Genomic DNA, 14,182 nt, shown 5'->3' on the forward strand with positions numbered 1-14,182 from the left:
AGAGAACTGGCGTTCTCTGTTTAGGGGTGCTTCGCTGTCTCTTTGATGAGGCGAAATACAGCGGAAAGGGCATCCGAATGCTTATTATTTCTCATACGGCCAATGAATTCATCACGTTTGTTATATACTTCCATCACGCCGGAAACCAGGGAAGCGTCATTCAATCCATCCTCCTCAAGAACCCGACAGTACCCGGCCTTCTCGAACGAACGGGCATTGAGGATCTGATCGCCCCTGCTCTGCTGTTTGGTTAGCGGAATAAGCAGCATCGGTTTCTGCAGCGACAAAAACTCGAAGATGGAGTTGGACCCGGCGCGTGAAATCACCATATCCGACATGGCCAATACGTCCGGCAGCTCTTCGTTTATGTATTCGTACTGCTTGTAACCGGGTACGCCGATACTTGGGTCCAGCTGGCCTTTTCCACAAAGATGGACAATCTGGAAGTTCTCTGTAAGTGCGGGAAGCGCCGCCCTAACGGCTTCATTGATTTTCCGTGCTCCAAGGCTTCCTCCCATGATCAGCAGTACGGGCTTATTTTTATGGAAACCGCAGTAGTTCCTGCCCCGATCCCTATTCCCCTGCTTAAGCTCCTGGCGGATGACGGCTCCTACATAATGGGTTTTATCCTTGCTTATCTGTTCGGCCGTCTCCGGGAAAGTTGTGCATACGGCTGATGCCATCGGAATGGATATCCGGTTCGCAAGACCCGGCGTAATATCCGATTCGTGAATGATCACGGGCACTTTGTTCAGCCATGCGCCAATAACCACCGGTACGGAAACGAATCCCCCTTTTGAAAATAACACCTGCGGCTTCTGTTTTCGGATCAACCGGTAGGCCTGGTACACCCCCTTGGCAATCTTGAAAGGATCCTTCATGTTCTGAATATCCAAGTACCTCCGCAGTTTGCCTGTCGATATCGGAAAATAGTTCACTTCGTCAAGGGAGCCCACCAACTCTCTCTCGATCCCCTGCGCGGAACCAACATACTCCACGGACCAGCCCTCATTCAAAAATAGCGGCATCAGCGCCATATTCACAGTCACATGGCCAGCGGACCCGCCGCCGGTAAACATAACCTTCTTCATAAATACCTCCTGCTATGGCATCCTGTTGCTATTGTATTATACAGCTGGATTTTATATAAGTACCGCCGGTGCCTCTTGCTATCTAACGGAAAAATGGATAGAATGAACATAACTTTTTTAAGCAGGAGGTGAGGTAGCAGTGGCACAACATTTTTCGAACAGCCGGATTGATCAGCTTCCAATGGCATTATCCGGAATTTTTTATAAAGCAGCTTTAACGGGATTCGTCTGTCCATTTTTAAATATCCGATTGTTCTCAAAAAATGTGAAATGCCGCTCCTACCTTAACTTCAACGGAACTTAAGCGTTGAACGTTCAGCCGCGGGGACATTTCCCCGCGGCTTTTTTCTATAGGTCCGGCATCTATGGAGGAAATAATGATGATGATTCAATGCAAAAACATACAAAAATACCACGGTGCCCAACTGGTGCTGTCAGATATCAGCTTCGAGATCAGACACGGGGAAAAAGCCGCCCTCATCGGCCGCAACGGCAGCGGTAAAACAACCCTATTCCATCTGCTCAAAGGAGTAGAAGCTCCGGACCAAGGGAACATTGCCATCCAAAAAGGCGCCCGGATCGGCTTGCTCGCGCAGATCCCGGAAGCATCCGCAGAAGAAACGGTGTACGACGTGCTTCTGCGGCCTTTTGCCGACGTGCTTGAATGGCAGGAGCGGATGCGCACCCTGGAAGTACTCATGTCAGATCCGGACGGAAGCGGAGATCCGAATACTCTCGCGGGCTGGCTGGAGGAATACGGCAAGCTGCAGGAGAGGTTCGAAAGAGCGGACGGTTATGAAGTCGAATCTTCCATCGCCCGAGTCGCAGGTGGCCTTGGCATTCCGACACGGCAGTTTTCCCGGCCCTTCTCTTCCCTATCCGGCGGAGAGAAAACGAAAGTAGGACTTGCGGTTCTGCTGCTTGAAAAACCCGACGTCCTGCTGCTGGATGAACCGACGAACCATCTGGACATGGGAGCTATTCAGTGGCTGGAGCAGTTTCTTGCTGAATACGGTGGGACCGTGCTAGCCATATCCCATGACCGCTATTTTCTGGACCGTCTTGTTACGAAAGTAATTGAGATCGAGGATGGCGAAGCATTCATTTACCATACCAACTACAGCGGCTACCAAAAAGAGAAAGAAGAGCGTCTGCTCCTGCAGTTTGCTCATTATCAGGAACAGCAGAAGAAGATCAAACAAATGCAGGAGAGCATCAAGCAGCTGATTCAATGGGGCAACGAGGCCAATCCACCGAATGCGGGCTTCCACCGCCGCGCAGCCTCCATGCAGAAAGCGCTGGACCGCATGGTCAAACTAAAGCGCCCCGTGCTGGAACGGAAGAAAATGGATCTGCAGCTGCAGCAGGATGATCGCTCCGGCAAGCAGGTTCTGTTCTTCGACCAAGTCGGCAAGACCTTCGGAGAACGCAGTCTCTTCAACGGTGTGAACGGACTGCTCCGGTACGGTGAAACCGTCATGCTCCTTGGGCCGAACGGCTGTGGAAAGAGTACCTTGCTACAGATGATTTTAGGGAGCGAGGAGGTTACGGAGGGGTCCATTGTGCTCGGCTCCCGCGTCTCGATCGGTTATTTGGCGCAGCAGGAGCATCCGGAAAATACGCGGCAAACGGTGCTGCAGTTCTATCGTGATCAAGCGGCCATCGAGGAAGGAGAAGCCCGCGGCAAGCTTGCACGCTTTCTGTTCTATGGACCCGATGTGTTCAAAAGCGTCTCCAGCCTCTCCGGTGGGGAATGGACGCGTCTGCGCTTTGCCGTTTTGATAGAGCTGAGACCGAATTTGCTGATTCTCGATGAACCGACCAACCATCTGGACATTGACTCACGAGAGGTGCTTGAAGAAGCGCTCGAGGAATTTCCGGGGACCATCCTTTCGGTATCCCATGATCGCTACTTCATCAACCGCCTTGCGGATAACATCTGGAGTCTTGAGCAAGGGAAGCTGCAGGTGATCCCGGGTGGATTTGACGAATACCAGTCCCGCTTGATCCAAGAAAAACTGCTGGAAGGTAAAGAGGCCAAGACTGAGCCTGTTCCCGCTTCCTCTACCGGAAAACAGCACGCGTCAAGTCCAAAAGCGGTACCCGTTTCCTGGGAAAAAGATATTCAGGAGACCGAGCAGCAGCTTCTAGTCCTTAATGAGCAAATGTTAGACTCTTCGATAGCCTGTGATGCAAACCAGCTTGCAGAGCTCTATGACAAAAGCGAACGTCTGAAGGAGAAGCTGCAGCAGCTGTATAAGTGCTGGATGGACGCCGCGGAGTAAATGCCATTCGCAGCATATTTCACAATCTATGTTCAATACAAATAGCCCGGCCATTTGGCCGGGCTTTGATGCGACTGGGCTAACGGTAAACGCTTATTCCTGCTTTTCTTCAGGCGAAGCTTCCGGAGCAGCTCCTTCTTCGGAAGTTTCCTCGTCTTCCGCCTCTAGCACCGCGCGTGATGCAGTGACGGATGCAATTAGCTCTTCTGGTGAAGCGATCAGCGTAACGCCTTCAGGCAGCTTAATGTCTGCAGCCACCAGCTTGTCCCCCATGTTCAAATGGGAAACATCTACTTCGATGGACGCAGGGAGTTTGGCAGGAAGCCCTTCGACTTCAAGCTGTGTTTCCTGATGCTGAAGCACGCCGCCCGCTTTGGTTCCTTCGGCGGTTCCATGGAATTCAATAGGAACGCGAACCCTCAGCGGCTTGTTGGCGGAAATCTGCAGAAAGTCAACGTGGCTCCATACCCCGGCTTTTTTCTGAAAATCCTTAATAATGACATTAAGATCGGGGGAGCCCTCCACTTTAAGTTTGAACATTTCAGTACGTCCCGTTCTGGCAACCTTCGCGAGCTCCTTGGCATCAACGCTGATTGGAATGTTTCCTGTTTGAGACCCGTATACAACGGCGGGAATACGACCGCTTTCTCTAAGGCTGCGCAAGCTTGAATGTTTGTTGTCGCTTCTGCGTTCTGCTGTAAGTGAATGAGATGACATCTTGTATAGCCTCCTTTGATAGTTGCTGCCTATTGGGCCGAAAGTGACGGCATATCTATGTATTACCCATTACGGAGACAAATCAAACGTTTTTCGGATAAAGTATTCCGCATAAGGCTCAATTTTACGCAAAAGAACCTGCCGCGACGCTTCGCAGCAGGTTCTTTACTTATAATTTTCACTCCATATCCAAATCTCTTATACTATGAATTCCGTTTAATCAATCATCGTAAAATCGTCAAAATGGAATCCCGGCGATACAATGCAGGAAACAAGAACCGGCTCATCGCCTAGTGGACGCGCTTCCTGCCATATATTGCCTGGAACGAGGGCTTGAGGAACCTGACCATTTTCCAAGTCCATTCCTAGAATAATCTCAGTGCACTCACCCGGATTTTCAGCATCGCCACCAAGCGCGAGCATCAGCGGGCTTCCTGAGTGCCACAGCCATAATTCATCGGAGAATACGCGATGCCACTTGGAAAATTCACCAGGATGAAGCAAGAAATAAATCGATGTCGCTGACGGACGCGGACCGGAGTATTTCGGACCCAGCACTTCCTTGGGAATTTCGAATGGAGCTTCCCAAAGCCTTTTGTACCAACCGCCTTCAGGATGAGGCTGCAGATCCAAGGTTTTGACCAATGGGGACAATAACGTTTGATTCATGTTTTTCGGCCTTCTTTCTGTGTCGGGACTTAGATAGAATCCTCATGTAAGTAAACTTGTCCTAAGGGAATCTGCCATTTACTTTATCAAATCCGGTCCAAGCTTGTAAATGATTAGATTCCGTGTGCAGAAGGCTCTGATGCCTTTTCTACATCATTCCCCGATTTGCCTCCAAATTCGGCAGATATCTGTGCCTCTCTACTGGCGGTAAGTTTTGGTTCGTTCATCTTCAATAACGCCCTGCCAGTTTAAGCCATACGCGAAATCATACATATGATTTTCCGAATCCTTATAGCACTCCATGTCAAGAGGCACATCTTCCAGCTGAAGCTCAACTGTGTTCATGTCGGCAGGCATTTGCATCGGAAGGAGTCCGGAGGGCTCGGCTTCGCCTGACAACATATCCATCAAGGCCTGATCCTGCATGCCAAAGTTGGCAATGATCGTGTCCACGTAAGGCTCGAATTCACCCACCACCGCCGGATTAGAGAGCAGCATGCTGACAATAACCGGCTTGCCCTTCATCGCTTCGGCCGTTTTCAGGATCATATCCAGATCCGCTTCATTATGCGTCGCTACGGTTTTACCCTTGTAGGAACGGTTCAATACATCATTTTCACGCGGATCTCCGGCAAGAGAGACCGTGCGCGCAAGTTCAGCCGTATAGGGTTTAAACTGCAGACTGATCGGCACGTAGCCGCTACCTCCGCGGTCGGCATCTTCCTGACTGTACCCGATGCCCGATTGCGGATTGGTAATGAATACGAGGCCCGCATCCGCCTCTTCCGGATTCTCGGTTAACGTAAAGTATTTGGACACGATATCCAGACTCACGGGATACTCCAGCTTCTCAGGGGTCGGGTTACCGAACCAGTCCTTGCCCGCTGGTGTATAGCGCTTCGGAATGAACAGCTTGGTTTTCTTTGCAAGAGGAAGCACGTTATTTTTATTTTTGAGCAGGACAACCGATTTTAATTGAGCTTCATAACCCGCCTTGGCAAATTCGGGACATCCTACAATTTCCTTACTTTGCTCAGGAATTAGATAAGGGTTTTCGAACAAACCGAGACGGAATATATTCAGCAGGAGCCGTACGGCCGATGCCTCAAAACGCTGGCGCATAAAGGCTTCGCCATGCTCCAAGACTCCCATTTGGTATGCCTCCAGCACAGGTCCGATTTCATTGTTGCCGCCAAATTGATCCACACCCGCCATCAGCAGCTTATAGTGCCGCTCTGCGACGCTCAGGTGCTCAACACCCCATGATTTGCCTGACAGGAAGGAGTCTTTGCTGACCGTTTCATCAGCGGTGATCAACCAATCCGTGCAGACAACGCCGTCATAGCCATATTCATCCCGCAACAGGTCTCGGATCAGGTATTTATTATAGGAGTTGCCAACATTTTCGCCGTTCACCTGATCCTGTCCGAACGAAATCGTGTAATACGGCATAACAGCCGAAGCTTTGCCCGTCTTCCCGTCCAGCTTGAAGGCTCCGTCAATAAAAGGCTTCAAATGATCGTTAAAGCGGCCCCCTGGATATACGGCATATTTGCCGCTTCCAAAATGGGCGTCGCGGCCGCCTTCGCCGGAACCGCCACCAGGCCAATGCTTCACCATGGCGTTCACGCTGTCCAGTCCCCAACCTTCCGCAAGCTCACGTTCTCCTTCGGAATTTTGGAATCCGTCCACATAAGCGCGGGCCATATCCGTTGACAGCTTTGGATCTTCGCCAAAGGTCCCGTTAAACCGGAACCAGCGCGGGTCGGTGGCTATGTCCACCTGCGGTGAAAGGGCTGTCGTTATGCCCAAAGCTCTGTATTCCTTCGAAGCGATTTCACCGAACTTGCGGGTAACCTCAGGATCGAAGGTCGCTGCCAGTCCGAGCGATTCCGGCCACATGGAGACGACGCCGCCAGAGCCGACGTTGAATTCTGCACTGGAGTCCGAACCGTGACGAGGATCCGAGCTGTTATTGGCAGGAATGCCGAGCCCGTTACCCTCCGCAAAAGCCTGCACTTTATTATTCCAATGAGCTGCAACTTCTGGGCTTTGAACTGTCGTGATCAGAATATGGCGCAGATGATCCTGTTCCAAAAACGCCTTTTGCTCATCGGTAAGCTCCCACGGCTCTGCTCCGCTCTCTTCATATGTCTTGCCGTTATAAGTTGCAGCAAACCAACCGTTGCTTGCAGCGGGCACAGCTTGATGTCTGCTGTACAACATTAATCCAGCGATCTGTTCGACCGTCATTTTGGAAGCAAGGTCCTTTGCCCGCTCCTTTGCAGGCAGCCGCCAGTCCTCATAAGGATCCAGCTTTCCGTTCTTGCCAAGATCCTTAAAGAAATATCCGTCCTGCTCTAGTATGCGGATACCAGAAGATCGGGAGTACCCAAGAGTGGGTCCTCCCTGGTTATGAACGTATGCAATATCATCCAGTTTTCCGTTTGTCTTGTTATTGTTGTTATTCATGTGTGTACAACTCCCTTCAAACCGCACATTACAGTCCTAGTGTTGAATAAAGTATCTGAAAGCGATTACAGTAATATTATAAAAGAAACCGCCCCTCTCAAGACAGGCGGCGGCTTATCATGTTTAGCTGCATTTTTTAATCATTTTTGTGAAACCCGTTTGAATAACCGATCTCTGAGACATTAAAAAATGACATAGCCCAGAGGATTCAGTGACAGATTTCCCCTTATTTCAGTGGGATCAGCTCCATCAGCTCAATGGCATGCGGCTCGAGTACGACAGTGTAGGTGATATTGTCTTCAATATCGATCTGGCTAACCTTCATCCGTGGTCTTGCAAAAGCTTTTAAATAATCGATCTCCTCTGCGTTCACATATTCCGGCGCCCCCATGCGAACCCACTCGTCATAGCTGCTGCCAAACTTCCTGGACAACATATAGGTGACCATCCGGTAGCGCCCTTTGGGAATATGGTGCAGGTCCAGCTCGAGTTTTACCGTTTTTTCCTCTTTAAATCCGTTGTACCTGTTTTTCTCGTCAATAAACGAGATATCGCCAAGAGCATACAGATTATCGAAGTGACAGTAATTGTAGCTCAGCAGCTGATATCCCCCTCTTCCCTCCGTGGCAACATAACACTCTCCGCGGGCCACCAGACGGTCTCCGAGCTTGGCCAAAAATTCGTACCCCAGCATCGCCGGCTTAGGAATACCATACTGAGCGATGAGCCCCAGCCCCCCGTGAAACAACAGCTCGGAGGCTGGAGTCTCCTCGATGTTGTCGCTGAGCACCCAATAACCGAAGCCCTCGATCCGGTCCAGGTTTTCGACGACGTTTTTAACGATATAGGCAGCCTTGTACAGTGTGTCATTCGTCAGCTCGCGATGATATGCCGTTGAATTCCATTCTGTTAGATAGAGCGGAAAATGAGACAGCCCAAGCTCTGCAAGCATGGACTTTTCGTTCTCCAGCATCTCTTGGAGATAGTCGGGATTAGGCGATATGCCGCCAAACTCCTCCAGCAGCGCCCGATAGGGTGCAAGCTTGTACAGCCGGGTGATTTCCTCCGTATTCACCATCTCATCCAGCTGTTCATGCGGATAAAAGTGAACGGGGATGAAGTCCGGCAGACAGTCATTTTCCCAGCAAAAGGCAAAAAAATCACGGTTGAATGTTTCGGAACGAAGCGTAATAATCCGCCCAGGCGCCCCAATCTGCAGCCGCTGTGAGACTTGTTTGACCGTACGGTAGGTTTGCAGATAAAACTCCATATACTCCTGCGGTGAGCCTGGCCAGAACACATCAAACTCCGGTTCATTCCAGAACTCCAGCTTCCAGCTTTCTACTTCAGCCGTTCCATATCGATGCATGCAGTGGCGCAAAAACCGGCCGACCAACTCGCTCCAGCGCTCTGCGGATTTCGGACCACTGACATAGCTGGACTTGTAAAATACTTTTTCCTCAGGACTCGCTGCCAGATGGGACGGCATAAATCCAAGCTCTACAAAGGGCTTCAGACCGATAGACAGCAGGAAATCAAAGAGCTGGTCTACGAAACGGAAATTATAATGGGGATCCCCTACGTCATCCTCACGGTACACCATCATCTCGTCATCAAAAATGCCGTGAAACCGGATGCTGCGGAAAGGACAGTGCTTTTGGACATACCGGAGATGATTCTGTACATCCGCGTGCAGACCTTCCTTTGCTTTTCCGATGGTGATCACGTTTTTCCATGTATGCCGGATCAGGCTGCCGCTCGCAGAGAAATTCAGTTCTCCCACCGTTGTTGCCAGCGCCTGAACCTGCGGTTCCTCGTAGGACTTGCTCCGCTGTAAATATTGGCTAATAATCCCCAGTGCGCTCGACTGGTTGAAAGCCAGATAATTGGTGGCTGAAGGTTTCTGCTGCCGTTCCCCCATCCCCGGCCGGTACTGCTTCCGGTATTCGTTCGGCGTCATGTGATACCGATTTTTGAATGCCGAGTAAAAGGATTTCGTATTCGGAAAACCATGCTTCAGCGCAAGATCGGATATCCGCTCCTCTTCACAGCTCAGCAGCTCTTCCACCGCATTTTTCAGCCGGATGCTCGTCAGGTAGGACTGAAAGTTCAGACCGATATTGTCACTGAAAAATTTGGACAGGTACGGTACGGATAAAAATTCGCGGTCGGCGATGTCCTGAAGCGATAGAGGTTCTTCATAATGCCCATCAATATAGGTGATGATGCGCATCATCCGCTCTTTGTATTTCTCATTCATGGCTTCGCTCTTAGCTTCAGTCCGGAACTGCTGGGCCAGCGTCGATAAAACACCCAGCATCCGGATTTGCATTTCAAGCTCGTACACTTCTCCTTGCTTATACCGAAGCTGGACCATCTCAGCCAGCAGCTGGCGGATTCGGTCGATTCCCTGTCTCTGCTCCTTGCCTGCCGAACGGGAATCGCAGTCAAAATATACGGAGTCGAAGCCTTTCAGGTTCGTTTTAATATAGGTATCCGGAATTAGAAAGGTCGCAATGATGTTCATGTCCAGTCCGATGACCTCATGAACATGGCTTGAGTTGATGACGAACAGATCGCCTTCCGCCAGGGTATGCTGCCGGCTGTCCACGGTTACTTCCAGCGTGCCGCGGAGCACGAAGATGATTTCCAGGCTGTTGTGCCAATGGCTGGGCACATAGTTGACGCTGTGCAGGGAAACGTCGAAGGGCAGCGCTCCGTTTGTCTCCACAAATTCATAAATCGAATTCCTCATCCGTGCCTCCTTGGGCATGCCATTTGTCTTACAAAAATCTCTATCAAACGAAATGGACATCGTACTTTGGTATGATAAGCTATTGTATCAATAATCCAGTCGTCTTACCACGGGCTAGTTATTCTCCCGTCAACATTCGTCGTTTCTCAGCTTCTGGATTCTGGACGGCTCCGCTTTTTTCTGCAAACAGCATCGTCCACCGCTTGTCTTCCTCATATGCCGGCCAGTTTAATTTCTCTGTGGACGGATTTCCGCTCTTGGCAAAAGCGACCCAGGCATCCTGCATCTGTTCGGCCATGTCCCGCATCCTCGCATCGACCGGAAGGCCCGTAGCTTGAAGCAGGTCCAGATTATTGAGCACAAACGGAATTTCTGCCGAATGAAAGGCCTTGCCCAGCAAAGGATGATCCGGAATCATGCTGAAATCATAACGGTACATCCATACAGGTGCATGCTCACGCTGGACATCTGCAAATTGCAGAGCAGATCTCCAGAAGTACAGATCGGTCATTGCCTGACGCTGACCTTCGACTGTTAGCGGATACGCTTCAATCCAGGATGCAGCCTCCGGCGCCCCTGTGACTGCGATATACGCTTTGGCATTCGCTTCCGCGGGCAATAACGGTGCGCCCTCCTTGATAAACAAAGCTCCTTCGTCGCGGTTGGTTCCGATGATGATCTCAATCCCCTCCGCTACCCCCTGTGAGATTGCCTCAAGAGGTGAAACGGGCAGCTCTTTCCCGTCAATCACGGGTTGAAAGAACATCACCGCTGCCGCGCCGGCGGCCCGCTTCAGCTTGTCCCCTGCCCGAAGAATTTCTTCTGTCGGCACCTCTGCCAGCTTTTTCAGCTCGTCCTCATGGACGCCCAGCTCATCAAGCAAAGATTTTGTCAATATCCGTCCATGCCGTTCCGGGATGGCCTGAGATGCACCGCTCTGCATAATGGCCCGTTTGAACAGGCCTTTCGCTTTCGGCATAGCCATCAGCGCGGCAATGCTCATGCTACCGGCTGATTCACCGAATACCGTCACTTCGTTTGGATCTCCCCCGAATGCGGCTATATTGCCTTGAACCCATTCAAGTGCGGCGATTTGATCCAAGAGACCAGCGTTGCTGACATATCCGTCATCCTCGTTATCTGAATAATGCCCTAGTGGCGTAAAGCCTAGCGGCCCAAGCCGGTAGCTCAAAGAGACGACGATCAGACCGCCCCGGCCCGCCAGCATCCCGCCGTCATAGATCGGCAGGCCACCCCCACCTGTTACGAAAGCCCCGCCATGGATCCACACCATAACGGGTAAGGGACTTGCCGGTGGAGTATCCGGTGCCCATACGTTGACATACAAACAATCTTCTGACTGCGGAATATCACCACGCTTTAGCCTAAAAGCTCCCCCTGAAGGATCCACCGGCTGGGGTGCAAGTGGACCGGGAGCATGCGCTTTCCTTATTCCTGTCCATGGCTGAACTGGGGCTGGTCTGCGGAACCGCCGCTCCCCGATGGGTGGTTCTGCAAAAGGGATCCCCTTCCAGGCTCTGACACCGTTTTGTCTAATTCCTTGTATTTGACCGCTATGTATGCGGATGATGAGATCGTCCATTCGTGACATCCTTTCTGCGTTAACTTTGATGCTTTAATTCTATCATTAAATGATGGTCAGCCCAATTTTCGACAGCATACAAAAAAACCGCTCCAAAATGGAGCGGCGATCTATCAGCTAATCTTTTTAGAGCCGTCCGAACCGCTGCATATACGTACAGTAATGGCGCTTTGACCGTGTCCCAGTTCAATGAAACAATCCTGATCCGCGTCCTTCGCTTCCCAATCGTTCAGGCGGACAATATAGCCGATCCTTTTCACATACGCCGGTACGGTAAAAGAAGCTATGGCTTTGCCATACTCAACCCTCTCGAAATCCACGCGCTGTTCGCGCAGGCCGGTAGCCCACACCCACAAATTCCAGCCCTCGTATTTGCCGTCAGACCGCTCGTACTGGACTTCGACCCGTTTCGCCGGTCGCGGCGCGCCACCTACCTCTTCGTACAGCACCATCATGGACAAAGCCTTAACGCCCACATGTTCATCCACCGTGAAATCAAACGCTTTATTCCCGGCATGTTCCGCATTCACTGCCACTTTCCAGCCTGAGAGGGAGAAAGGAAGCTCCATCCGGATGTCATGTGAATTGGCATTATAAATGACGATGATATTTTTCCAGGTATCTCCGTTGGCAAAATCTTTAAGCATAAATGCCACCGTATTATCCTGGCAGTGGAGCACCTCCAGATGCTTTTCCACCTGTTCCTTCGAGGTCATGCGAAATGCAGGGTGGTTTCTCCGGAGCTCGATCAGGCCGCGGTAATAGTCGAAGACTGGCTTGAATTTCCGCTTATTCTCCCACCGGATTGCATTCACAATATCACCGCTGCGGTAGCTGTTGTGATCCCCGTATTTGGTCCGGAGCATCTCGTCACCGGCCTGGATCATAGGAATCCCCTGGGAGGTCAGCACAATGCCGTTGGCCAAAATGGCTCTCTTTACGGTCTCGCTTTGTAAAATATGATCGCTGCTCACGCTGCGGTACGGATCGGAACGCTCCACTGCTTCCCGCAGATCGCCTCCGTGGGTAAGCTTACCGTCCCGAATCTCCTGAAATCCGGCCTCGCTGCGGAGTCCCTGCGTGGTTAGAACCTTATCCCATAAATTCAGATTATCATGGACGGTTACGTAATTAATCGTTTCCAGCGGCGAATCCGCAAAATCGAACACGGCTCCCTTTACGCCTTCCAATATTGCCGCTTCCTGCTCAGGCTGACCTGTTGCAAAGCCTTTCCCGCTACCATCACTGTCTCCTTTAATGGCGCCACGGAAATGGTCGTTAAATACGGCAAACCCAAGGCTCCTCTGACTGCCTTTCAGCGTTTGCTTCTTTAGCGTCGTTTCCCCTCCTGTCCATGGCTCTCCGTAGATTAGCAGCGATGGGGCGACTTCACGGTGAAGCTCCTCAGCAATTTGTGCCACAGTGTCTGTGTCGATGAGTCCCATCAAGTCGAAACGAAACCCGTCGATATGATATTCCTCGGCCCAATAGCGCACTGAATCCAGAATATACTTCCGGACCATGGGACGCTCCGTGTCCAGCTCATTGCCTACACCGGAACCGTTCGAGAGCTTTCCATCTGCGTCCCTGCGGTAATAATAGCCCGGCACAACCGCTTCAAACGGCCCGGCATCCACACTGAATGTATGGTTATATACGACGTCCATGATGACCCGTATCCCTTTTTGATGCAGCGCCATCACCATTTCCTTGAACTCGAGGATCCGAACACCCGGCAATTGCGGATCAGTCGCATAAGCCCCCTCAGGTACATTGAAATGATGCGGATCGTAGCCCCAGTTGTATTTCAACCCGGTCCAATCCGGATTATCCACCTGAAGTTCATTCACCGTTTTAAAATCAAACAACGGCAGCAGGTGTACATGTGTCACGCCCAGCTCCTGAAGGTGATCGATGCCGATCTTGTTCTCTTCCGAATCCCGCAGCCCTGTTTCCGTAAATGCTTTGAATTTGCCTTTATACTTAAAACCTGATTCCGGGTCTGCCGAAAAATCGCGTACATGCAGCTCATACAGCACGACATCCTCCAGCCCTTCCAGAGGCGGCCGCTTCTCATCCTCCCATCCAGGCGGATTCCAGGCCTTCATATCGACAATCGCCGACCTGGACCCATTGGCACTGACTGCGTGTGAATATGGGTCTGCCGCGTAACGGATGTTCCCATCCTTCCCTTCGATCTTGTACATATAGTATCGACCGGCGAGATCACCGAAGAAGCGCAGAAACCAGACGCCGTCTTTCCACTTCTTCATGCCAATTTCAAAGCCATCTGTATGAACGGTAACCTCTCCGTTCTCGTCATAGCTCCCAGCATCCTGATATAGAGCCAGCGTCACCTTCACCGCATCCGGAGCCCACAGCTTAAAAATACTTTCCGTTCTTGAATAATTGCAGCCCAAATCTCTGCCGTCATAATAATCTGTTAATTCATTCATGATTTATACACCACCACATAATTGACATTCGATGTATGCAAAATCCCTTTCTACACATCCTATGTGTCTTTATTGCCATTTGTAAGGGTTTATATGCGTTGTATCCGCCCAAATTATCGCTTGCTGAAGAGCAA

The 14,182-nt window shown here is 50.9% G+C and carries 8 protein-coding genes; 1 reads left to right on the top strand and 7 read right to left on the bottom strand.

Annotation, left to right across the window (positions count from 1 at the left end; all coding sequences use genetic code 11):
• Positions 1-20: 20 nt before the first annotated feature.
• Positions 21-1,091 carry an undecaprenyldiphospho-muramoylpentapeptide beta-N-acetylglucosaminyltransferase gene (locus MUG84_RS07675; RefSeq protein WP_244722884.1) on the bottom strand — a complete coding sequence of 357 codons (1,071 nt, stop codon included), beginning with the start codon at positions 1,089-1,091 and terminating at the stop codon, positions 21-23.
• A gap of 377 nt (positions 1,092-1,468) precedes the next feature.
• On the opposite strand from MUG84_RS07675, the gene abc-f reads away from it, so the two are divergent.
• Positions 1,469-3,376, top strand: coding sequence for a ribosomal protection-like ABC-F family protein (abc-f, locus tag MUG84_RS07680; RefSeq protein WP_342346098.1), 1,908 nt, complete (start codon positions 1,469-1,471; stop codon positions 3,374-3,376).
• Between the two features lie 93 nt (positions 3,377-3,469).
• On the opposite strand, the gene MUG84_RS07685 is transcribed toward abc-f, so the two are convergent.
• The 6 genes from MUG84_RS07685 to pulA all read right to left on the bottom strand — a co-directional run bounded on the left by MUG84_RS07685 (position 3,470) and on the right by pulA (position 14,048).
• A complete protein-coding gene (locus MUG84_RS07685) occupies positions 3,470-4,093 on the bottom strand; it encodes a 50S ribosomal protein L25 (RefSeq protein WP_244722887.1) in 624 nt (207 codons plus the stop codon).
• A 216-nt stretch (positions 4,094-4,309) separates the two neighbouring features.
• Positions 4,310-4,762, bottom strand: a complete 453-nt coding sequence (locus MUG84_RS07690; RefSeq protein ID WP_244722890.1) for a cupin domain-containing protein — start codon at positions 4,760-4,762, stop codon at positions 4,310-4,312.
• A 198-nt stretch (positions 4,763-4,960) separates the two neighbouring features.
• Entirely contained in the window at positions 4,961-7,234 is a 2,274-nt protein-coding gene (locus MUG84_RS07695; RefSeq protein WP_244722893.1) for a glycoside hydrolase family 3 protein, read from the bottom strand.
• 226 nt (positions 7,235-7,460) lie between these two features.
• Positions 7,461-9,989, bottom strand: coding sequence for a GH39 family glycosyl hydrolase (locus tag MUG84_RS07700; protein ID WP_244722919.1), 2,529 nt, complete (start codon positions 9,987-9,989; stop codon positions 7,461-7,463).
• A gap of 118 nt (positions 9,990-10,107) precedes the next feature.
• Positions 10,108-11,592 carry a carboxylesterase/lipase family protein gene (locus tag MUG84_RS07705; RefSeq protein WP_244722924.1) on the bottom strand — a complete coding sequence of 495 codons (1,485 nt, stop codon included), beginning with the start codon at positions 11,590-11,592 and terminating at the stop codon, positions 10,108-10,110.
• A 113-nt stretch (positions 11,593-11,705) separates the two neighbouring features.
• Positions 11,706-14,048 carry a type I pullulanase gene (gene pulA, locus MUG84_RS07710; RefSeq protein ID WP_244722927.1) on the bottom strand — a complete coding sequence of 781 codons (2,343 nt, stop codon included), beginning with the start codon at positions 14,046-14,048 and terminating at the stop codon, positions 11,706-11,708.
• Positions 14,049-14,182: the final 134 nt, after the last annotated feature.

Origin of the sequence: Paenibacillus mangrovi (assembly GCF_022898935.1) — a bacterium.
GTDB classification, from domain to species: domain Bacteria; phylum Bacillota; class Bacilli; order Paenibacillales; family Paenibacillaceae; genus Paenibacillus_AQ; species Paenibacillus_AQ mangrovi.

Excerpts from the sequence above, each read along its gene's own strand:
- MUG84_RS07675 (WP_244722884.1), bottom strand. The coding sequence starts at position 1,091 with ATGAAGAAGGTTATGTTTACCGGCGGCGGGTCCGCTGGCCATGTGACT.
- MUG84_RS07690 (WP_244722890.1), bottom strand. The coding sequence starts at position 4,762 with ATGAATCAAACGTTATTGTCCCCATTGGTCAAAACCTTGGATCTGCAG.
- MUG84_RS07685 (WP_244722887.1), bottom strand. The coding sequence starts at position 4,093 with ATGTCATCTCATTCACTTACAGCAGAACGCAGAAGCGACAACAAACAT.
- MUG84_RS07700 (WP_244722919.1), bottom strand. The coding sequence starts at position 9,989 with ATGAGGAATTCGATTTATGAATTTGTGGAGACAAACGGAGCGCTGCCC.
- MUG84_RS07705 (WP_244722924.1), bottom strand. The coding sequence starts at position 11,592 with ATGGACGATCTCATCATCCGCATACATAGCGGTCAAATACAAGGAATT.
- pulA (WP_244722927.1), bottom strand. The coding sequence starts at position 14,048 with ATGAATGAATTAACAGATTATTATGACGGCAGAGATTTGGGCTGCAAT.
- MUG84_RS07695 (WP_244722893.1), bottom strand. The coding sequence starts at position 7,234 with ATGAATAACAACAATAACAAGACAAACGGAAAACTGGATGATATTGCA.
- abc-f (WP_342346098.1), top strand. The coding sequence starts at position 1,469 with ATGATGATGATTCAATGCAAAAACATACAAAAATACCACGGTGCCCAA.